This window comes from Idiomarina sp. MD25a, assembly GCF_001870515.1.
Taxonomy (GTDB): domain Bacteria; phylum Pseudomonadota; class Gammaproteobacteria; order Enterobacterales; family Alteromonadaceae; genus Idiomarina.
Genome location: NZ_MDGT01000003.1, coordinates 108,670 through 128,733 on the forward strand (window position 1 = coordinate 108,670; position 20,064 = coordinate 128,733).

General features: G+C 46.7%; 19 protein-coding genes. 12 read left to right on the top strand and 7 right to left on the bottom strand.

Annotated features, from left to right (window positions below; all coding sequences use genetic code 11):
* Nucleotides 1-2 precede the first annotated feature (2 nt).
* Nucleotides 3-365, top strand: coding sequence for a DUF6768 family protein (locus tag BFR57_RS04625; protein WP_071462873.1), 363 nt, complete (start codon nt 3-5; stop codon nt 363-365).
* Nucleotides 366-449: 84 nt separating this feature from the next.
* Nucleotides 450-1,205 carry a hypothetical protein gene (locus tag BFR57_RS04630; RefSeq protein WP_071462874.1) on the top strand — a complete coding sequence of 252 codons (756 nt, stop codon included), beginning with the start codon at nt 450-452 and terminating at the stop codon, nt 1,203-1,205.
* Between the two features lie 64 nt (nt 1,206-1,269).
* On the opposite strand, the gene BFR57_RS04635 is transcribed toward BFR57_RS04630, so the two are convergent.
* The 5 genes from BFR57_RS04635 to BFR57_RS04655 form a co-directional block, all read right to left on the bottom strand.
* Nucleotides 1,270-4,476 (bottom strand): S41 family peptidase, encoded by a 3,207-nt coding sequence (locus tag BFR57_RS04635; RefSeq protein WP_071462875.1) that lies wholly within the window; start codon nt 4,474-4,476, stop codon nt 1,270-1,272.
* A 137-nt stretch (nt 4,477-4,613) separates the two neighbouring features.
* Nucleotides 4,614-6,206 carry an ABC-F family ATPase gene (locus BFR57_RS04640; protein ID WP_071462876.1) on the bottom strand — a complete coding sequence of 531 codons (1,593 nt, stop codon included), beginning with the start codon at nt 6,204-6,206 and terminating at the stop codon, nt 4,614-4,616.
* Between the two features lie 135 nt (nt 6,207-6,341).
* Nucleotides 6,342-6,740, bottom strand: coding sequence for a hypothetical protein (locus BFR57_RS04645; RefSeq protein ID WP_071462877.1), 399 nt, complete (start codon nt 6,738-6,740; stop codon nt 6,342-6,344).
* A gap of 71 nt (nt 6,741-6,811) precedes the next feature.
* Nucleotides 6,812-7,351 carry a carboxymuconolactone decarboxylase family protein gene (locus tag BFR57_RS04650; protein ID WP_071462878.1) on the bottom strand — a complete coding sequence of 180 codons (540 nt, stop codon included), beginning with the start codon at nt 7,349-7,351 and terminating at the stop codon, nt 6,812-6,814.
* 135 nt (nt 7,352-7,486) lie between these two features.
* Nucleotides 7,487-8,407: an AraC family transcriptional regulator gene (locus BFR57_RS04655; RefSeq protein ID WP_071462879.1), complete on the bottom strand. Its 921-nt coding sequence runs from the start codon at nt 8,405-8,407 to the stop codon at nt 7,487-7,489.
* A gap of 174 nt (nt 8,408-8,581) precedes the next feature.
* On the opposite strand from BFR57_RS04655, the gene BFR57_RS04660 reads away from it, so the two are divergent.
* Nucleotides 8,582-8,911 carry a hypothetical protein gene (locus tag BFR57_RS04660; protein WP_071462880.1) on the top strand — a complete coding sequence of 110 codons (330 nt, stop codon included), beginning with the start codon at nt 8,582-8,584 and terminating at the stop codon, nt 8,909-8,911.
* A gap of 8 nt (nt 8,912-8,919) precedes the next feature.
* Here the strand turns inward: BFR57_RS04660 and BFR57_RS04665 are convergent, their stop codons facing one another.
* Nucleotides 8,920-9,567, bottom strand: a complete 648-nt coding sequence (locus BFR57_RS04665) for a cupin domain-containing protein (RefSeq protein WP_071462881.1) — start codon at nt 9,565-9,567, stop codon at nt 8,920-8,922.
* A gap of 176 nt (nt 9,568-9,743) precedes the next feature.
* Here BFR57_RS04665 and BFR57_RS04670 point away from each other — a divergent pair, with 176 nt between their 5' ends.
* The 7 genes from BFR57_RS04670 to BFR57_RS04700 all read left to right on the top strand — a co-directional run bounded on the left by BFR57_RS04670 (nt 9,744) and on the right by BFR57_RS04700 (nt 15,552).
* Nucleotides 9,744-10,163 carry a hypothetical protein gene (locus tag BFR57_RS04670; RefSeq protein WP_071462882.1) on the top strand — a complete coding sequence of 140 codons (420 nt, stop codon included), beginning with the start codon at nt 9,744-9,746 and terminating at the stop codon, nt 10,161-10,163.
* Between the two features lies 1 nt (nt 10,164).
* The gene (locus BFR57_RS04675) at nt 10,165-10,377 is read left to right on the top strand and encodes a helix-turn-helix transcriptional regulator (RefSeq protein WP_071462883.1); all 213 of its coding nucleotides are present in this window, start codon (nt 10,165-10,167) and stop codon (nt 10,375-10,377) included.
* 78 nt (nt 10,378-10,455) lie between these two features.
* The gene (locus BFR57_RS04680) at nt 10,456-11,160 is read left to right on the top strand and encodes a ZIP family metal transporter (protein WP_071462884.1); all 705 of its coding nucleotides are present in this window, start codon (nt 10,456-10,458) and stop codon (nt 11,158-11,160) included.
* 16 nt (nt 11,161-11,176) lie between these two features.
* Complete coding sequence (locus BFR57_RS04685) at nt 11,177-11,545, top strand: diacylglycerol kinase (protein WP_071462885.1); 369 nt, start codon at nt 11,177-11,179, stop codon at nt 11,543-11,545.
* 58 nt (nt 11,546-11,603) lie between these two features.
* On the top strand, nt 11,604-12,278 hold the full coding sequence (locus BFR57_RS04690; RefSeq protein WP_071462886.1) for an SDR family oxidoreductase: 675 nt from the start codon (nt 11,604-11,606) through the stop codon (nt 12,276-12,278).
* Nucleotides 12,278-13,327, top strand: coding sequence for a lysylphosphatidylglycerol synthase transmembrane domain-containing protein (locus tag BFR57_RS04695; RefSeq protein ID WP_071462887.1), 1,050 nt, complete (start codon nt 12,278-12,280; stop codon nt 13,325-13,327). Before BFR57_RS04690 ends, BFR57_RS04695 begins: the two co-directional genes overlap by 1 nt.
* On the top strand, nt 13,324-15,552 hold the full coding sequence (locus BFR57_RS04700; protein WP_071462888.1) for a glycosyltransferase: 2,229 nt from the start codon (nt 13,324-13,326) through the stop codon (nt 15,550-15,552). Before BFR57_RS04695 ends, BFR57_RS04700 begins: the two co-directional genes overlap by 4 nt.
* A gap of 11 nt (nt 15,553-15,563) precedes the next feature.
* Here the strand turns inward: BFR57_RS04700 and BFR57_RS04705 are convergent, their stop codons facing one another.
* A complete protein-coding gene (locus tag BFR57_RS04705) occupies nt 15,564-17,462 on the bottom strand; it encodes a hypothetical protein (RefSeq protein ID WP_071462889.1) in 1,899 nt (632 codons plus the stop codon).
* Nucleotides 17,463-17,577: 115 nt separating this feature from the next.
* Here BFR57_RS04705 and BFR57_RS04710 point away from each other — a divergent pair, with 115 nt between their 5' ends.
* On the top strand, nt 17,578-19,755 hold the full coding sequence (locus BFR57_RS04710; protein WP_071462890.1) for a prolyl oligopeptidase family protein: 2,178 nt from the start codon (nt 17,578-17,580) through the stop codon (nt 19,753-19,755).
* Between the two features lie 8 nt (nt 19,756-19,763).
* Nucleotides 19,764-20,051: a PepSY domain-containing protein gene (locus tag BFR57_RS04715; RefSeq protein WP_071462891.1), complete on the top strand. Its 288-nt coding sequence runs from the start codon at nt 19,764-19,766 to the stop codon at nt 20,049-20,051.
* Nucleotides 20,052-20,064 lie beyond the last annotated feature (13 nt).

Sequence of the window (20,064 nt, forward strand, 5' to 3'; positions counted from 1 at the left end):
CCATGACAAATGATGAACGAATCAAAAAAGAACTGCATACTGCCTCTCGTGAACTTGATGAACTGATGAGTGAAAACGAAGGAATTACAGGGTATTTAAAGCTTGGGTTTCAATCCTCTACCGGCAAATTGGTGAAGTTAGGTTATGCCCTAGCGATTGTCCTGACGTTGTTGATGTTTTTTACGGGCTACAAATTCTTCACCGCCATGCCCGATGGCCAAGTCTTTTGGGGCGTTTGCCTGATATTGAGTTTCAATGCACAAGTTGCCACCAAACTGTGGATTTTCTCACAAAGTAATCGCAACTTTATCGCCAAAGAAATTCGTTTGATGGAGCTACGACTGAAAGACAGGGAACAAGCATAATCTGAGTTCTCTCAGTCATGAGCATAAGATTGAATAACTTAATTTTATAGCAACCAAACAATTTAAGTATTACTAGGTGTTAGTATGCCCAGAAAATTTCAGCTGTATAAGCACATGTGGATCGATCGCCAACTTACAGATTTTGAGATTAAAGGAGTTTGCGGAAGCATGGTCCACGACTTGGACTTTGAACGCAGTGTCATGCCTAATCAACTCGTTGCCCCTATTAAAGAAGAGGACTTCTATATTGATGTTCCTCCTCAAGCTCCAATTATTAAATTGTCGCAACGCCGATATGTTGACGAATTTTTCGAAAAAGGAACCTTAAAACTGGGTACTTTTCACGAATACCAGCACCATCCAAATCCTGAAATAGGTGACCATGAGGAAGGACTCGTAACTTTAGTCGTAACAGCTAACTGGGGCACCATGATCGGTAAATACCGCACCGGTTATAACTATTATCTATTCTGTGCTGCTATCGGTGACGTCAATCCAGCTACAGTCAATTCATTCGGTTATGACTCTGCATTTGAGGTGAGTAATCCACAAGCATTCGCTAGGGCAATCGCGGCTAAATTAAATGCTCGTTCTTATAACTTTGGTCGTTGTATCTACCATAACGGAAAAGCTATTATTGGTCGCCCGAGAAGAGTAATTGACCGATCGAGAATTTCCTCTGAGTATGCAGATTTGTTAGGCATATCAAAGTACTTAATAAAGATGAACAAATACAAACCCCAACGGGAGCTCCGGTTTTTGTTTGAGATGCCGGCCGATGTTCATGAGCCGATTATGATTGAGTGTCCGGAGGCGGTACAGTTTTGTAAAAAACTGTGAAACCCCACAAAAAAAGCGAGCTCCAAACAGAGCCCGCCTTTTATTAAACCACCCTTAAAACGGCTTAAAGCGTCTTCAACAACTCTTCAACGGCACGTTCTAATTGCGGATCCACGTTCTTAGCTTTATACGCCGGTGGATTAAAGACCTCAATATCAGGTTGTGCTGGGGTAAAGTCCATGTTGGCGTCGGACTCTTTTACCCACCAGCCTCTAAACGGCATTCTGATAATGGAGCCATCGACCAAGCGCTCAGCGCCGGTACTGATAACCGCGCCAAAGGTCGGGCGACCAACGAGCTTACCAATATCTAATGACTTATACGCATGAGCGAAAATTTCAGCGTTTGAGTAGCTGTTTTCGTTGCTCATGGCAATCGATGGTTTGGTCCATGCTGACAAAGGTAAACGTTCAGAGTAGGGGTATTTATCTCTGAATTTCTTCTGGTCTTTGTCCAGATTGTCAGTCGCACCGCGCGGGATCGTGTAAGCGTGTTGCTCTACGTTCAATACGGCCATGAGGTAGTCGGTTGTCCAGCCACCACCGTTGTAGCGTACGTCAATGACGATACCGTCTTTGCCGTAACCGGCGGCCATTAGTTCGCGCTCAAAACGTTCGAAGCTGGTCCAGTTCATACCGCGAATATGCAAATAGCCCAGACGACCATTAGAATACTCTTCGGTTAGCTTACGACGTGTTTCGACCCAGTTGTCGTACTTCTCGTCACTTAAACTTGTGGTTGGCCAAAGTACCACTTCGGTTGGCTGGTCGGCTCGCTTAATATCGAGCAACACGCGTTGGTTAGCATAACCGTTCAGCAACTGATAAAAGTTCGCGCTTTTAACCGACTGTTGGTTGACCTGTGTGATGACATCGCCCACTTGTAGGCGGCTCTCATCACGGGCGGCAGGGCTTTTATCCAAGACAGACGTTACTTTTAAGCCATCTTCAGTGGGCACGACTTCAACACCGAGCAAACCGGTGCGGGTTTCTTGGGTGTCTTTCGGATTTTCACCACGATATAAGCCCATGTGACTTGCGTTCACTTGGCCAAGCATCAAGTTAAAGATGTACTGAAAGTCTTCTTTCGTTGATGCTTTTAACGCCAGTGGACGATATTTTTCTTTCAGCGCTTGCCAGTCGTTACCGTGAAATTCAGGGTCATAGAAACCTGCATTCAGCGCTTGCCACGCCTCATCAAAGATCTGCGCCCGTTCGGCCATATGCTCGATGGTTTGTTGAGATACCGTCGATAAGGTTTCTGGTTCGTCCTTTTTGGTATCTACCTTGACTAAAGTGCCGCGTTCGACAAGTGCAAAAAGGCTTTTGCCATCGGTACTTAGCGATAAGCTGCGAGGGCTTTGGTCACCTTTAATAATGTGCTCTTTGTCTTCGCCATTCCACTTAATTTTGAACAGGTCTTGGTCCATCTCGAAGTTCTGGCGACCGGCACCACCGATGGTATAATAAACGTGCTCGCCTTCTTTGTCGAACGCTAAACCGGATTCGTTACCTGCAAAACGTGTTACTTGAACAAGCCGTTTATAGATGCCGTCCAAATCAATCTGCATAGGCTCAACGGCGTCTTCCGCAGCGTCCGAATCGTCTTCAGATTCTTTGGCATCCGCAGTTTCCTCAACAAACTCGTCGCGTTTCCACTCCTCTTGCGAGCGTTGCCAATCGCTTTCTTTTAACCATGCAAACCAAATGTCGTAATCGCCATTGTTCCGCATGGAACTAAAGCCTAACTTGCTGCCATCCGGAGACCAGACTGGGCTGTAATCGCCTTTTGGATGCATGCTGACGTTAACGGGTTCTTGAGAGTTATCCGCCGCATGAATAAAGATTTCGCTGTTAAATGATAAGTCAGATTTAGCGTAGGCTAACCACTGGCTGTCTGGCGACCAGCTGACACCGCTCGGTGTTGCCCAGCCGTCTAATAGCACCACGGGGTTGGTCAGTGACTGATCATCGGCTACATCCGCGACAATGAGTTTTCCACGACCTTCACGGTAAGCCACTTTTTTACCATCCGGCGAGACCAAAGGCTCATGTTCTTCGGCATCTGTGCGCGTTACCGGTTTAACTGAATGCTTTAACGACCTAAATAGGTTTGGCTCTTCAGAATCCGCTGATGTCACTGCAAAAATATCATTTTGACCATCGCGGTCAGAAACAAACAACACGGTGTTGTCGTCTAACCAAGCAACATCTCTGTCGCGTGCGGCACCCGTGGTGAGTCTGACCGAGCGCTTATCTTCTTTATCGTTGCGCTTAACAAATACGTCGCCGCGCACAACATAAGAAATCAATTTACCGTTGGGTGAGACACTGTACTCATCCAAAGCGTTGGTGGTTGACTTGTTGGTGACCGGGTCAAAACGAAAGTCTGTAGGAATCGATAGGTCGAGTGATTGGCGCTTGCTACCGGCTATTAACTGTACTTTATCGGCGGCTTGATAAACGAGGTGATTGGCCTGCTTATCGATGCTGAAGTGCTCGACGCCAAACTCGCGCTCATCAGTAATTTGCTCGGCGCGGTTTGAACCCAACTTCTGCCTAAACACGTTGTATTTGCCCGCGCGCGATGAAATAAAATACAGCTCATTGTTACTAGACCATTGTGGCATAAAGTCGTTGCCATCAAAGTCGGTCAATTGCTCGTATTCACCTGTTTCGGTATCGTAAATCCAGATATTGCGGTTTGCCGGACCGCGATAATCTTCGCGTGAAATACGGCATGTGCCTCGAACAAAAGCAATTTTTTTGCCGTCAGGCGATACCACCGCGTCAAAACCGAGCGCATCCATAAAGCGGGCTTCGGTCGCATCGCCACTGGGCGCAACGCCGTAAACTTCCCACTCACGCTCAACTTCAGCGTATAAGCGACGCGTATTAAATAGCACTTGGTTGTCGTGACCAAACCCAAGCACACGATCAGGCGCACTATGATAGGTCAAACGATCGGGTCGACCGCCTTGGCTAGGCATCACAAACACATCGTCATTACCAAATCGGTCACTACTGAATGCGATGGTTTTACCGTCTTTTGACCACTTTGGTGAGCTCTCATAGCCCTCGTGGATGGTTAAACGGTTGGGATGGGTACCCGACGTTGACATGGTCCAGATATCACCTTGATAACTGAAGGCGATTTGGGTGCCATCGGGGCTGATTTCGGGTTGCATGATTAGCGGTCGTTCTGGAGCTCCGTTTGACGCAGAGGCGCCAAAGGCCGCAGAAACAAGCAGGCTGGTTACCAGTCGTTTCATAGTTTAACTACCTATTTTAGTTAGAATTATTAAAATTTTGTTGATGGTAGCAAAAATATGAGGTCGGGTACGGAGGTTCAGCTCATTACTCGGTAGGTCGCGCATTTTGCGCGACGTACCATTTTTAATTAATTAACTTAAGCGGATTGAAGTTGTTTCAAATAGTCGTCGTAACTTCCCGAGAAGTCACGCATGCCTTTGTCGGTTAATTCAATAATACGAGATGCCAGTGACGATACAAATTCGCGGTCATGACTGACGAAAAGTACTGTTCCATCGTAGTTTTCGAGTGCTAGGTTGAGTGCTTCAATTGATTCCATATCCAAGTGGTTGGTCGGCTCATCCATCACTAATACGTTGGGACGCTGCATAATGAGCTTGCCGAAGATCATACGTCCTTTTTCACCACCCGATAAAATCGACACTGGCTTTTTGATATCGTCCTGAGAGAACAACATGCGACCCAATACACCGCGAATTGCTTGCTCATCATGGTGTGGTTGCTTCCACTGGCTCATCCAATCAAATACGGTCATTTCCTGTTTGAACCAGTCGGCATGGTCTTGTGCATAGTAACCTATATTAACGTTTTCAGACCACTTAATGATGCCATCGTCAGCTGCGTATTGATCGACCAAACACTTCAGCAGCGTGGTTTTGCCGATACCGTTAGCGCCGAGTATGGCGACCTTTTCGCCGACTTCGACCATGGCGTTCAAATCTTTTAATACGTGTAAGTCACCAAAGGACTTATTGAGTCCCTCGATCTCGAGTGCTAAGCGATATAGTTTCTTTTCTTGCTCGAAACAAATGTATGGGCTCACTCGGCTCGATGCTTTGACTTCGGCTAATTGAATCTTCTCGATCTGTTTTGCCCGCGAGGTCGCTTGTTTGGCTTTTGATGCGTTAGCAGAGAATCGGCTGACAAACTGTTGCAGTTCGGCGATTTTATCCTTTTTACGCGCATTCTCATTCAGCAGTTGTTCGCGTGCCTGTGTTGCGGCGAACATGTACTGGTCGTAGTTACCTGGATACACGCGTAACTCGCCGTAATCGATGTCAGCCATGTGGGTGCACACGCTGTTTAGGAAGTGCCGATCGTGCGAAATAATGATCATCGTCGCTTGGCGTTCATTGAGTACCGTTTCTAGCCAACGAATCGTATTGATATCCAAGTTGTTGGTCGGTTCGTCCAGTAACATAATATCAGGTTCTGAAAACAAGACCTGTGCGAGCAAAACCCGCAATTTAAGACCCGGTGCAAGTTCGCTCATCAAGCCAAAGTGCGCTTCGAGCGGAATACCGACACCGAGTAACAGTTCGCCCGCGCGTGACTCTGCTGTATAACCGTCCATTTCGGCAAATGCGACTTCAAGGTCAGCAACACGCATGCCGTCTTCTTCGCTCATTTCAGATAAGCTGTAAATACGATCGCGTTCTGATTTTACTTGCCACAGTTCCTCGTGACCCATGATAACGGTATCAACGACACTGAATTGCTCATAAGCGAACTGATCCTGCCTCAATTTACCGACGCGCATGTTTGGATCAGTGGATACATTGCCAGACGAGGGCTCTTGGTCGCCGCTGAGGATGCGCATAAACGTCGATTTACCGCAGCCGTTGGCGCCGATCAGACCGTAGCGGTTACCTTCGCCAAATTTCACTGATATGTTTTCGAATAGAGGTTTTGCACCAAATTGCATGGTGATGTTTGAAGCAGAAATCACGTTTACGCACCTGAATAAAAAATAGGCGCGTAATCTACGCGTTTTGGCGGCAAATGACAAAGGAAGATTGCATTACAAGGCGTACAAATAACACAAAATAAAAAGGTCGCGCGTTTTGAGCGACCTTTGATAGTATCAAAACGACAGCTTCGTATCGTATTCGCGCAACATAAATAGCGCGATACACGCCGCTAACATTGGCCATGCGGCAAAGAACAACAAGTTATTAAAGGCGTCGAGGTATTGTGCAAACGAAGAAAATGTCGACATGCCATGCATTACCAGAATCACACCATATGTGAGTGTTTTCCAAAGTCCTACCAAAAACGCCAGTGTTAACACAATTTGTAAGACACCCATGACGTTAGTAAGGTTTGTTGATAATCCGCTAATGCCGTAAAAGCCTTCGAACACGGCCACCGCGTGACTTGGGTTTACCAGCTTATCAACTGCCCAAATAAACATCACGATAAAAATACCGACACGCAGGGTGAGTAGCGCCCATGGTAGTTTTTGCTCGAGTGATTGCGTCATTTTTGCTTCTCCAAAACTCGTGCCCAACGGGCACGAGAGGGTGGTGTTCGATAAGCAACTTTAGGTGAGAGTTACTCAAACTTTTTAAAAGGCCCGTCGATAGGCGTACCAGCGATGGCATTGGTGTAGTTACTCATGGTTTTCTGAGCGAGGCCAAGCACCACATCGAGTGCATGACGTTGGCTGTAACCTGCGTTAAAGAACGTGGCAAGGTCATCTTCTGTCGCTTGTCCACGTTTCTCGAGCATCACAAGTGTGAAGTCGCGCAGAGCTTGTAATTTGCTATCGTCGAGCGCTTTTCCTGCACGAATATTGTCGGTGATTGCGTCGTCAGCACCCATTTGTTTGGCGATAGCGGTATGTGCGGGTACGCAATAGTGGCACTCATGGTAAACATTAATTGTTTGCCAAACGACCGTGAGCTCATTCTTGTCAAAGCTACTGTTCATGAACAATTCATGGCTGTCTTGGTAGGCTTTTAGTAATCCAGGCGCTTCTGCCATGACCGCATGTAAGTTAGGTAGCATGCCAAATGCTTTCTCTGAGTTTTTAATGAGTGGTTTACTCTCTTCAGGAGCTGACGATGCATCGTGTAATTTAAACTCTGCCATATTCTTTCTCCAACTGTGTTGTGATTAAGCGTGTCTATGCATCTTAAGCGCTAAACCCGAGCTTAGGAAAGGACGTTCAGGTGGGTCAGTCGTTTTGGTTGTGAAAACAGGTGTTTTGAACAACAACAGGTCGCATCATCGGCTGGTTTCCCTGTAATCACTTGCAGCGATACCTGCGTAGCGTTTAAAAAATCGGCTGAATGCAGCGACTGATTGATAGCCGACTTGTTGTGCTATGGCAGTTAATGGTAACGCGGTATTGTTGAGCAACATACGGGCCCGTTGCATGCGAAGCTGATCAACGAGCTTCTTTGGCGACAATCCCGTTTGTTTATGACAACGCTCCGCAAACGCACTCGGCGACAAAAACACCTGCTTTGCCATAGATTCTACGGACCAGTTCGCTGCGGGGTATTCGATAATGGTGAACACTAAATCGCGCAGATATTTATCCTGAAGGGCCGCTAATGGACCTGTAAGCTCTTGGTGTCCGTCAATCACGGCTCGCAATAAGTGAATAGCCAGCACATCACTCAAGCGCTGTACAATCGCCGAACCGCCGGGTTCATTGCGCTTGGCCTCGGCGCGAATCATGTCGATGATCGCCTTCATTTCATGTGCCTGACGTTCGTGGCTTAGCACCAGCCATGGCGGTAGCAAACGAAACACGGTATCGGTTATCTGAGAGGGGCTGTCAATGTCATAGCACACGACACCGTCTTGCTGGTGTTCGGGTTCACAAAAAGAAGCGAGCTCGTGTTCAGCGATATCATTCGGAACTGGGCTATGGCTAAGAAAGTGAGACACTCCTTGATTCACAAAAATAATGTCACCGGCGCTAAGCTCTAATACGCTGGGCTGCTGGGGCGACAAGCCAAACCAGCAATGGCCTTCAGTGACTAAGTGCAATGCCGCTTTAGCGGGTTTATTGGCCATTAATGTCCAATCACCACAGAGTCCTGATTGAAAATGAAACTCCGTGCCTTGAGCGACTTGATTAAGCAGTAAGTCGACGCGTTTCTGAAGGCTTGTGGACTCTGACGTGATGTTAGACATGGCTGGGCAGTGAATACGATAGACTAGATTCGTTCTAGTAAATCACTCAATACATTCGTGGTAAAGAGGGAGCTTTTGGTTTACCAAATTAAATTACGCCATTGCTTTATTTGACACACTTTATTCACTATGATTTTCTTTTTATATTAATGTTAAAAATGGATACCAAAAACAATGAAGTTGATACTAGCTAAAAGTATTGTTCCCTTAACTTTTATAGCCTTTTCGGCTGTCTGCCATGCGGAGAATTTGCCTGACGAGAAAGCACAGACACTCGAGAAGTTTCAGCAAATACAAGAAGCTGCGGCCAAGCGAGGTATCGAGGTCACATTAAAATCTGTGGAGATTAAAGACGATAGCCGTGCAGATTTAGTAGACGCTGCAAGCTCTTGTACGCAAACGGTAGAGTTACCTGTTGCAGGACGATCGGCGCGCATGTCTGCGACGGCACCCACCTGTATCGCTGCTGCTCAAATGATTGCTGAGGGTATAGAGTCGCAGTAACAGAGCATTTATCCTAAATGTCCTGTTTTGACCCAGATCACGGTTTCTTCATCCACGAACGGGTGGTGAACGCTCATATGTGGGTTACGGAGCCAGGTTCCTTTCGGATAGCGACCGTGTTCATCACAAAACTCGCCGGACAACACAAATATTTCTTCGCCACCGAGGTGCCTATGAGGCTTGAATCTCTCATTGCGTGGCCATTTTACGAGTGCGACGTGTTCGGTACCGTGACTATGCAACGGCATCACCTTGAGTCGGCCTTGACCGGCTAGCCAGTCCGTCTGCTGAGTATTAACTCTGACTGTGGCGGTATCATCCTGTTGGAACTGGTGGAGTTTTACCAATAATACGCAACCCTCTTTACTAAAAGGGGCATGGCTACTGCCGGGCGGATTTCTGAGATAGGTACCCGCTGAATAGTCACCATATTCGTCAGAAAATACACCTGACAGCACCAGTATTTCTTCACCCAGTGGGTGTGAGTGGGTATTAAACGATGCGCCGGGTTTATATTCAACGATACTGGTTGCGCGACCACGCTCAGCCTCTTCTCGTTCGAGTAGTTTACGCTTAACGCCTGCTGAGGGGCTATCGATCCAATCTTGTTCTGAAGTATTAATTACAACACGTTGCTGAAAATCTAAATTTAACACAATGACTCTGCCGACTGACTAACAGGACTAAGTACAATTACGCAAAAAGCATAATATGTGGCTCACTTTGATTGCTAATTATATTATTTTTTCTGCGATGTTAAAAATATTTGACATAATAAGGCGATGAATCTAATCTTCGAGTGTTAACTATTTTTAACATTGTGGGGTGGGTTATGGCATTTCGTGAAAAATCAGCATGGCTGATGTTAATCATTACTTTATTGGTCGGTGGCGGTCTTACTTTTGAAGTTGTGCAGGGCTTTAATTCAACAAGCCAGTGGCCGCCAGCGGTTTCGGTCTTTACACGGTTAACGATAGGACTCATTGTGTTGAGTATTGTCGGTCAGATCGCGTTAGCGCTTGTGGAACGTAAGTCGGCGAATCGCCCCGCAGATGAACGCGAAAAAACGATTCAACAACGTGCGGATGCCTATTCTGGTATCTTATTAGGCGTACTCATTGTTTCTAGCTTAATGACGTATTTGGTGCATCAACATGGGGATCTTCTGTTTTTGATGGCATTGTTGAGTTTAGTGGTGGCGCAAGCTGCGGAGTACGTTGTAGAAATTATCGGATATCGACGGGGTTATTAATATGTTGCCCATTGATAACTGTGTGCGTGCTTTGCGCGAACAACACGGTGGAATGACCCAGGCCGAACTCGGCGACAAGGTCAATTTAACGCGTCAGACCATTGCGGCAATTGAACAACGACGTTATTCACCCTCACTTGAAACAGCATTTCTGATAGCGCGCGTTTTTGGGCAGCGCCTTGAAGATGTGTTTTGGTTTGATGACAGTCGGTAACTGAGTTCTCTAGGTGCTAGATTTAATGCGTGATAGATCACTAACTGTTACATAAGTAGGATAAGCACGGAGCGCTAGATGATTATAAAGATGCTTGTTCTAACATGGGTTGCTGGCTTTACAGCTTTTTTAGGGGCTTTGTTAGCCAAGTGGGAAGGCTCGGCTGAGTCTGCTAATAAGCAAAAGTTAGTTCACGGTGTTGTCGCCATAGGTGGTGGGATACTTCTTTCCGCCGTTATGTTTGCGCTGCTGCCTGAAGCCAACAAGAACTTGCCCGTCTGGGCAGTTGCGACTGCCTTCATGGCAGGCGGGATATTGTTTTGCTGGGTCGACCAGTGGCTAGCGAAGCAGGCAAGCCAAGCGTCTCAACTGCTGGCAATGTTACTGGACTTTATCCCAGAGGCACTGAGTTTGGGGGCGATGTTTGCAATTAAGCCCGAGTTTGGCATGTTGCTGGCGCTATTTATCGGCTTACAAAATCTTCCTGAAGGTTTTAATGCCTTTAGGGAACTCCAAGGTTCTAAGTTGTCAGAGAAAAAGCGTTTAATGGGGTTTTTCCTGGTGGCATTCATTGGACCTATCTCTGCGCTCACTGGGCACTGGGTGCTCGCTGACTACACCGAGGCGACAGCCGTTATCATGGCAACGGCTTCAGGTGGTATTTTGTATCTGATCTTTCAAGATATTGCGCCGCAATCGACCATGCCACGTTATTGGACGCCCCCGCTAGGTGCCGTATTTGGATTTATCATTGGTTTAGTAGGTAATCAGCTACTAGGGTAAAACAAGGAAAGGTTAAGTGAAACCAAGTCAAAAAGGTCTACGCAGAATCATTAATGCGAACCGATATTCGTTTCGCGGTTTGGTCGCAGCTCTGAGAAGTGAAGCTGCATTTAGGCAAGAGTGCGCATTACTTATTATTATCATTCCAACACTATTATTTGTGCCAAGCGGACTGATAGCTAAACTATTACTCATTATTACTTACGGCATCGTTCTTATTACGGAGCTACTTAACTCCGCCATTGAAGCGGTCGTTGATCGCATCGGCCCCGACTTTCATGAGTTGAGCGGTAAAGCAAAGGATATTGCCTCGGCAGCGGTTTTTATTTCGATTCTACTGATGTTAATTACGTGGGTGAGTATCTTGTTTTTAGCGCCGAGCTAAACCGTTTAATCGAATTTATCGTAAGAACGACTTTAACAAACCGAAAGGAGTAGTTTCCATGGCCAAAGTATTGTTAATTACAGGCGCCTCTTCGGGGATTGGTGAAGCCACGGCTAAAGAGGCAGTAAAGCAAGGTTACAAGGTTGTGGCAACCGCTCGCAGTGAAGATAAGCTGCAAGCATTGGCAAATGATTTGGGCGCTGAGCACGTATTACCTATTGCGGCCGATGTAACGGACTATCAGCAACTGGAGCGTGTGGTACAGCAAACCGTTGATCAGTTTGGCCAACTCGATGCCGTATTTGCTAATGCGGGTAAGGGATTGAATGCTGCAGGCACTGAAAATGGCGACCCTAACGAGTGGCGCGAAATGATTGATCTTAATATCAATGCTTTACTCTATACCGCAAAACTTACTTTGCCGCACTTAAGGAAATCCACGGGCCACTTTATTATGACCGGTTCGGCAGCAGGTCGCACCGCGATTAAGGGCTCTGTCTACGGCGCAAGCAAATGGTTTGTGCATGGTTTTGCCCAAAACTTAGCGGAAGAGATGCGCGAATGGAGCGGACGCTGCACGGTAATTGCACCGGGTATGGTCAATACGCCGTTCTTTGATGAGCCAAAACCGGATAAATTAGACCCTCAAGATGTGGCCGACGCGGTCTTACATGCGCTTAATGCGCATCCGCGTAACTGTGTTCGCGAAGTGTTTTTAATGCCCGGGTACTAATGCCTATTAACACAGAGAAACAACCTATTGCTTGGAAGAGGCTACTGATTTTCAGTGGCCTCTTTGTTGTATTAACGGCTCTCGGTTTTTACAGCATTCAGCAGTTTTTCCAAGGTTCCGAGCTACAATTTGACAGCCAGTTGCTGCAACCTGCGGTGTTGCTCAGCTTACTGGCGCTACTTATTGTCTATTTCGCCAGTGACGGATTGCGCCTCTATTTTACTTTACGGGCATTGGGGTATCGGGTGCCGGCGGCACCAATGACTCGGCTGATTTTTATTAATATGTTTTTTTCCAATGTTACACCGATGGCGACCGGTGGAGGCTTTGCGCAAGTGTGGTATTTGGCCAAGCAGGGCGTGCCCGTGGGACGTGCGACGGCAGCCACAACGATTCGGACTGTGTTGGCGGTAATTTTTATCTTCACATTTACGCCGGTTTTATTGCTGACACTGCCTGCACTTTCTGACTCAACGCTGTCTAAAAGCATTGGCGGCTCGCTTGCTGTATTGGTCACGGCTTACTTAACATTTTTTGCGATGGTGCTGTTCAAAACCCACTGGCTGATTGCGCCAATCAATGGCGTGCTTAGAGTACTTACGGCAGTCAATTTAATTAGTGCACATAAATGCCGTGTACTTGGCTTTTGGAGCAAACGTGAAATGCTCCGTTTTGCTGACAGTTTTCGAGATTATTGTAAGGGCAAGCCGCTCTATGTGTGGGGCTCTGTGTTTTTCACGGTTGTCTTTTTATTAAGCCTCTTCAGCTTCCCCGCTATTCTATTATGGGGACTCGACTATACGGTTCCTTATTGGCAGTCCGTTGGTCTTTTGGTAGTGACCACCTTTGTCATGTATTTTGCACCAACCCCCGGAGCATCAGGCGTTTCTGAGGGCGTTTTCGGTTCATTTTTTGCGCAGTTTGTGCAAAGTAATCATTTATTATTAATTATCTTTAGCTGGCGCTTTATCACTATTTATTTGGGCATGCTGATTGGCATGGTGACGTTGCAGTATGAGATGTTGGCAAGTCGCAGGAAGGACGCATGAATAAAAATAAATGGCTGAAGTTACTGTTTTACGTCAATGTCGCCATTGTGGCGTTGGTTATTGGCTATAAGATTTATTTGAATTTTAGCCAGCCGGAATTTGAAGTGGTGCATAGCGATCAGGTGGCGAGCATCAGTAGTCGTTTGCAAGGTGATGCAGACTATCAGTTTGCGGTACTGGGCAATATTAACAATTCGATTGGTATCTTTGAGCAGCGGATCATTCCTGAATTAAACCAAGCTGATATCGACTTTGTTGTATCCGCTGGTAATGCGGTGAGTGGTGGTGGCGAAGACAAATATCGCGCACTTTATGGCAGTCTTTCGCACTTGAATAAGCCTTATTTGCTGACTTTTGGCGATAATGAATATGACGAATTTGGCAGCTTTCGCTACTACGAGCATTTTGGTCCTCATTTTTTTAGCTTTGTAGCAGACAGTACGCGCTTTATTTTTTTGGATAGTACGGGTAAAACGCCATGGCAGTGGCAGTTGCGTTGGCTGACGGATATTTTGCGCGCCGATGAGTCAAAACATCGCTTTATTTTTGTATCTCATCCGCCTGTGCAGCCCAAGAACGAGACCTTGTTTGCGACGGAGGATGACTTTTTACAACCGTTGGGCTTTCGCTCTGGGCTTTTGCAACTGGTCGAGCAGCATTCAGTTGACGCGGTATTTTCCAGTCATTTATCGATTTACGATAAAGTCATGTACAAAGGTACGCCATTTTATATCACGGGTGGTGCAGGTGGCTTAGTACTTAATCACGATAATAGCTTCTACCATTATTTGATGGTGCGTGTAACAGATGCCGGTATCGAGGTGAATGTGAATGAGCTTGAAGTCGGTCAACATCCGGTGCTCAAAATACTCGAAAGCCTCTGGTTCTTTATCTACTCTTTGCTCTATGCAGGCTATATCAACTTTATTCTTATCGTAAGCGCATTGCTACTTGTGAGCGTAAAGCTGTATCAAATGGTATTCGTAGGTAAGTCTTATTATCCTGATTATGATATCGATCCGAAGCCATGGTTAAGTAAACCACTGAACATCGTGATGTTCACCAATAACTATTTACCGTTTATCGGCGGTGTACCTATTTCTATCGAACGCTTAAGAGTCGGTCTAAAGCATCTCGGTCATAAAATCTCGATCGTGGCACCCAAATACGCAAATGCGCGTACCGATGAAGCGCATGTTATTCGTATGCCTAATTGGTTCTCGTTTGGTGAAAACAGTGAATTCCAGTTCGCGCATTTATTTTCACGTGTAGTTAGACAAAAGGTGAAAGCACTCAAGCCTGATATTATTCATGTGCATCATCCGTTTTGGATAGGCTCGCTCGGTGTTTACATGGCCAAGCGTTTGAAAGTGCCCGTCGTTTATACCTACCACACACGGCTAGAACACTATGCTCATTATGTCATGCTGCCGGGTAACCTATTTCGGAATATCATCGCGCATATTATGGTGCGTCGTTTTGCCAACAAGTGCGATAGTGTGATTGTGCCCACCCAGTCGGTTGAAGAGTATTTACGTATGATTGGTGTGACGCGGCCTATCTATGTGCAACCAACGGGCATTGAGTATCAGCGCTTCCAAAAAGTCAGCCACGATAAGATTAAGTCAATAAAAGCATCACAGTCCATGAATGACGACGAATGTGTATTGGTAAGTGTGGCGCGTCTCTCTGACGAGAAAAATATCGACTTCATGATAGACGCGATGGTGGATATCCGTAAGCGTGCCAATAAGTCTGTGCGCCTGCTGCAAATCGGTGAAGGACATCAGCGCGACTATCTGCAACAGCGGATTGATGACAATGGGCTGACTGACTGTGTTCAGTTAGTGGGGGCCGTACCGCCCAAGGACATGCCTGAATGGTATGCGTTGGGTGACTTATTTGTGTTTGCGTCGCAGTCTGAAACTCAAGGTATGGTTATTCTTGAGGCGATGGCTGCGGGTATGCCAGTTGTTGCTGTGCGCTCGAGCGGTATAGAAGATGTCGTCGAAGATGATATTAACGGCTATAAAACGCCTGCAAAACAAGACCGTTGGAGTGAGCAAGTGGTTAAGCTCATCAATGACGATGAGCTGCGTGAGCGACTCGGTAAACAAGCACTTAGGTTCGCTGCGGACTACTCTGTGGAGGCGTTTACTCGCCATGTTGAGTGCGTCTACGGCGAAACTTTAGCGCGATTCAATAATAAGGATAAGCGCGACTAACAAACGAGTTTCTACTCTTCTTTTAGAAACTCGGTTTCGTTACCGTCTGCATTTAATTGTCGGATACGCGACGGAGCACCGTCCTGATCAAAACTGACCCAGCCGATACCGGAATGATTCCAGAGTCGCTCACCGGCATCACGGCCGGTCGGCAGCCGTGGCGACACGGCGAAACGGCGTCGTTTAGTTAGCCAGTTGAGAGGTGAACGCGGGGAGTAAAGCCACCGATTCATACGGTCGAGCCACTCTAATAATGTATTCGGGAACTCGTTTTTAACGCCACTACTGGTAATTTGCCATATCGATGATTCGGCTTTTTCGCGCCGTAACTGCACGTCATATACAAATGAATAGTGCACGTCACCCGACAGAATCGTGAACTTTTGCGGTGTGCGTTTGTGGGAAAAGATATTGAGTAGGGTATTGGCGGCACCGTTGTGCGCCATCCAGTTTTCAGCATCGACAACGAGTGGTTTACCCAACGCGGTAAACACCGTTTGGATTGCTTCTATTAGTTTTACGCCAAATATCGGTGCAGGGGACACTAAAATGACAGCTTCTTGATCCATAATTTGGTGCTGCATCTCCATTAGAGACTCCCAATCCATTAATCCCGATGGTTTGCGGGTGCTACGTTCACTTCGCCAGCGGCGGGTACGGGTATCGAGCACAAGAACCTTGGGTTGCGTGTCTAAGGAGAACTGCCATTGCTCCCAATCCAGCAGTTGCTCGATAAGTTGATCGTGCTCCTCGGGTTGCTCAGTTAATGGCTTTTCAAGTAACTGTGCAGTGGCATCCATCAGAGGAGTTACCACTTCAGGTTGGTTGCCCCAACCTTGAAAAATTAAATAACCCCACAGCGCGTTGCCGACAATACGTTTTGAAAAAGGATGGTGGTAGGCCGTGAGCTCCCAAGCGGCTGATAGGTTCCAGTCATCGGTCACATCGTGATCGTCAAACATCATATAGTTGATACTGTGAGCCATGGCACGCGCTGCTTGCGGTAGTGTTTTAACGAACTCATCAACGGCTGCTTGTTCATCGATAAAGCGCTTTTGTTGTTCTTGGTTTAACTGCGACGGTTGTTGCACCTTGATTAAACGCCACGGCGTGGGAGACCAACAGAGCAGATACATGGCGAAGACTTCAGCGACAGTAATCAGGTGATTTCCCGCGTGCGCTGAGGTAAAAATCGGTTTTTTCACGCCACCAAAAAATTTCTCAGTCAGCGCTTCATTCGCTTTAGTATCCGGTAGCAAGGACTGGCGACTGTAATAGCCATTCGGGTGTTGAATCAAGTCATTGAGCTGATTCAGTTGATCATCGGGCAAGGCCTCATCAGCCAGCTTTAGCACATCAATTAATGCGTGTATGGATGCCAACATCGGGCCAGCGACATCATCGACGTAGACTTGATCCCCTGTGTGCAGAAGAATACCCGCGCGTTTCGAGGGGCGATCGAGGTGTGCCTCAATCTCTTTATCAGCGCGTGATAACCCATCACGAGCGGGATGATGAGGGCGGCGACATGAACCATGAAGCAGTTGGTCAATCGTCTCTTTATAAACAAACTGCGGACATGTTTGCCCTGAATAAAGCAAGAAGTCATGTTGTTCTGATAAACGCTCGTTTTCGGTGGGCCAAACCAGGTCGTAACCGATTCGTTGGTTGTGAGCAAGCGGTTGAGCAGGCTCGACCCTTATCAACATCACATAAGCATGCTTGCCAATAGCAATGACTCGGTCTGTTTGTTTGATATCGACCGGCGTCTCATCGATACTACATTCCACCTGAGGAACATGGTCGCTTTTTGTGACCAGCCATAAGTAAAAATGATCAGACTCAACATGCCTAACTAAGGGGCCGCAGAGTAATTGGGGTAAGTCTTTTAATGTCGGTTCACTCTTCATTTTGGCTTTGTCTCAAGTTAGGCATATTCGGTCGAAATACTGTTCTATCAAAGTTTCGCAATTCAGGACAGTCTGTTAACTTAATAGTTACAAAATAACAACAAAGGAAATATCTATGAAATACGTACTCAGTGCTGTCGCTGTTAGCGTACTTGTCGCGTGCTCTCCAGCACAAAACGATTCGTCGCAAACAGCTGAAACTCAGCAAGTGGAAAAGCAACAAGCGGAGTCGATGCAAGTGAAGTATCCAGAAACACGCAAAGGGGATACCGTCGATACTTATTTCGATACAAAAGTGAAAGACCCGTATCGTTGGTTAGAAGATGATCGAAGTGCCGAAACCGAAGCGTGGGTAGAGGCGCAAAATGAGGTTACCTTCAATCATTTAGAAAAAATCCCGTTCCGCGACAAAATTGAAAAGCGCCTGACGGAGTTGTGGAATTACGAAAAAGTCAGTGCACCATTCAAAGAGGGTGACTACACCTACTACTATAAGAACGATGGTTTGCAGAACCAATACGTGGTCTATCGTAAGAAGAACGATAGTGACGAAGAAGAAGTGTTCTTGGATCCGAATACCTTCAGCGAAGATGGAACAACGTCATTAGCACAACTGACCTTTAGTGAAGATGGAAAACTAGCAGCTTATTCGATTTCTGAGGGCGGGAGTGACTGGCGTAAAATTATTGTCATTGATGCTGAAACGAAAGAGCGTCTTGAGGACCCACTGGTTGATGTGAAGTTCAGTGGTATCTCTTGGAAAGGTAACGAAGGGTTCTACTATTCAAGCTATGATAAGCCGGAAGGTAGTGAGCTCTCGGCAAAAACTGACCAACATAAGCTGTATTACCATGAGTTAGGTACGCCACAGAGCGATGACGAGCTGGTATTCGGTGGCACGGACGCGCAGAAGCACCGCTATGTGGGCGGCTACGTGACAGACGACAATCAGTTTTTGGTGATCTCTGCCGCTAACTCAACATCAGGCAATAAACTCTTTATCAAAGACTTGAGCAAAGAGGATGCGCCACTGGTCACTGTGGTCGATGACTATGACTCAGATGTGTCGGTGTTAGATAGTGAAGACGGCAAACTCTATATCGAGACAAACCGTGAAGCGCCTAACGGCCGTGTCGTAGTAGTTGATGCTGGAGCGCCACAAGAAGCGAACTGGAGCGACTTGATCCCTGAGACTGAGCACGTACTCAACCCAACCACCGGAGCAGGCTACATTTTCGCGGAATATATGGTCGATGCGGTCTCGCAAGTGAAGCAATTTGACTACCAAGGTAAAGAAATTCGTCAAATCGACTTACCAGGTGTCGGGAGTGCAGGTGGTTTTGGCGGTAAAGATGACGCTGAAACGTTGTACTACTCTTTTACTAATTACAGCACGCCACAAACTATCTATGCTTTGAATCCGGATACTGGCGAATCAACCGTTTATGAAGAGTCCGGCGCGGATTTCGATTCAAGTAACTACGAGTCGAAACAGGTGTTCTACACGTCAAAAGACGGTACTCAGGTGCCAATGATCATTACCTATAAGAAAGGTACGGAGCTCGACGGTAGTAATCCAACGATCCTATATGGCTATGGTGGCTTTAATATCAGCTTAACGCCCTCGTTCAGCATCGCAAATGCGGCGTGGTTAGAAATGGGCGGTGTTTATGCCGTTGCTAACCTACGCGGTGGTGGTGAGTATGGTAAGGCATGGCACGATGCCGGTACGAAGATGCAAAAGCAGAACGTTTTTGACGACTTTATTGCTGCGGCAGAGTACTTGATTGATGAAGATTACACGTCAAAAGAAAAGCTTGCTATCCGTGGCGGTTCCAATGGCGGCTTATTAGTTGGCGCAACGATGACACAACGCCCTGACTTGTTTGCGGTTGCCTTACCTGCCGTCGGCGTTTTGGATATGTTGCGTTACCATACCTTCACTGCTGGCGCAGGCTGGGCTTACGACTATGGTACAGCAGAGGATAGCAAAGAGATGTTCCAATACCTGCTGAACTACTCGCCCGTTCATAACGTAGAACAAGGTGTGGAGTATCCAGCAACATTGATTACTACTGGTGATCACGATGACCGTGTGGTGCCTGCGCACTCATTTAAGTTTGCCGCAGAGTTGCAGGATAAAGCAGGTGGTAATGCACCGCAGCTGATCCGAATTGAAACAAACGCGGGACATGGTGCAGGCACGCCCGTATCGAAGACTATTGAGCAGTATTCGGATATTTTCGGCTTTACCCTATACCACATGGGTTATCAGTCGTTACCGAACGAATAGGAGGGGTAATGAGAGCAACATTGTTAGCTTCAATCGCTGTCGCATCAGGCGCTTTATTATTAAGTGCCTGTAGTGCAGAAGAGTCACATACTCAGTGTACTTCTGCGCCACAGAGCGAATGGATGGACCAAGCTCAGTTTCAGCAAGGATTGGAAGAGCAGGGCTATAAAATTAACGAGTTTAAAGTCACCGAAGGTCAGTGTTATGAGATCTATGGCTTTAATGCCGACGACCAAAAAGTAGAAATTTACTTTAACCCGGTTGATGGCAGTATCGTTAAACAAGAAATGGAATAAGGTAGAGAGAGCG

What these genes read in the sequence shown, in the direction of transcription:
- BFR57_RS04625 (WP_071462873.1), top strand. Translation starts at nt 3, where the DNA reads ATGACAAATGATGAACGAATCAAAAAAGAACTGCATACTGCCTCTCGT.
- BFR57_RS04630 (WP_071462874.1), top strand. Translation starts at nt 450, where the DNA reads ATGCCCAGAAAATTTCAGCTGTATAAGCACATGTGGATCGATCGCCAA.
- BFR57_RS04635 (WP_071462875.1), bottom strand. Translation starts at nt 4,476, where the DNA reads ATGAAACGACTGGTAACCAGCCTGCTTGTTTCTGCGGCCTTTGGCGCC.
- BFR57_RS04645 (WP_071462877.1), bottom strand. Translation starts at nt 6,740, where the DNA reads ATGACGCAATCACTCGAGCAAAAACTACCATGGGCGCTACTCACCCTG.
- BFR57_RS04650 (WP_071462878.1), bottom strand. Translation starts at nt 7,351, where the DNA reads ATGGCAGAGTTTAAATTACACGATGCATCGTCAGCTCCTGAAGAGAGT.
- BFR57_RS04655 (WP_071462879.1), bottom strand. Translation starts at nt 8,407, where the DNA reads ATGTCTAACATCACGTCAGAGTCCACAAGCCTTCAGAAACGCGTCGAC.
- BFR57_RS04660 (WP_071462880.1), top strand. Translation starts at nt 8,582, where the DNA reads ATGAAGTTGATACTAGCTAAAAGTATTGTTCCCTTAACTTTTATAGCC.
- BFR57_RS04670 (WP_071462882.1), top strand. Translation starts at nt 9,744, where the DNA reads ATGGCATTTCGTGAAAAATCAGCATGGCTGATGTTAATCATTACTTTA.
- BFR57_RS04675 (WP_071462883.1), top strand. Translation starts at nt 10,165, where the DNA reads ATGTTGCCCATTGATAACTGTGTGCGTGCTTTGCGCGAACAACACGGT.
- BFR57_RS04680 (WP_071462884.1), top strand. Translation starts at nt 10,456, where the DNA reads ATGATTATAAAGATGCTTGTTCTAACATGGGTTGCTGGCTTTACAGCT.
- BFR57_RS04690 (WP_071462886.1), top strand. Translation starts at nt 11,604, where the DNA reads ATGGCCAAAGTATTGTTAATTACAGGCGCCTCTTCGGGGATTGGTGAA.
- BFR57_RS04695 (WP_071462887.1), top strand. Translation starts at nt 12,278, where the DNA reads ATGCCTATTAACACAGAGAAACAACCTATTGCTTGGAAGAGGCTACTG.
- BFR57_RS04700 (WP_071462888.1), top strand. Translation starts at nt 13,324, where the DNA reads ATGAATAAAAATAAATGGCTGAAGTTACTGTTTTACGTCAATGTCGCC.
- BFR57_RS04705 (WP_071462889.1), bottom strand. Translation starts at nt 17,462, where the DNA reads ATGAAGAGTGAACCGACATTAAAAGACTTACCCCAATTACTCTGCGGC.
- BFR57_RS04710 (WP_071462890.1), top strand. Translation starts at nt 17,578, where the DNA reads ATGAAATACGTACTCAGTGCTGTCGCTGTTAGCGTACTTGTCGCGTGC.
- BFR57_RS04715 (WP_071462891.1), top strand. Translation starts at nt 19,764, where the DNA reads ATGAGAGCAACATTGTTAGCTTCAATCGCTGTCGCATCAGGCGCTTTA.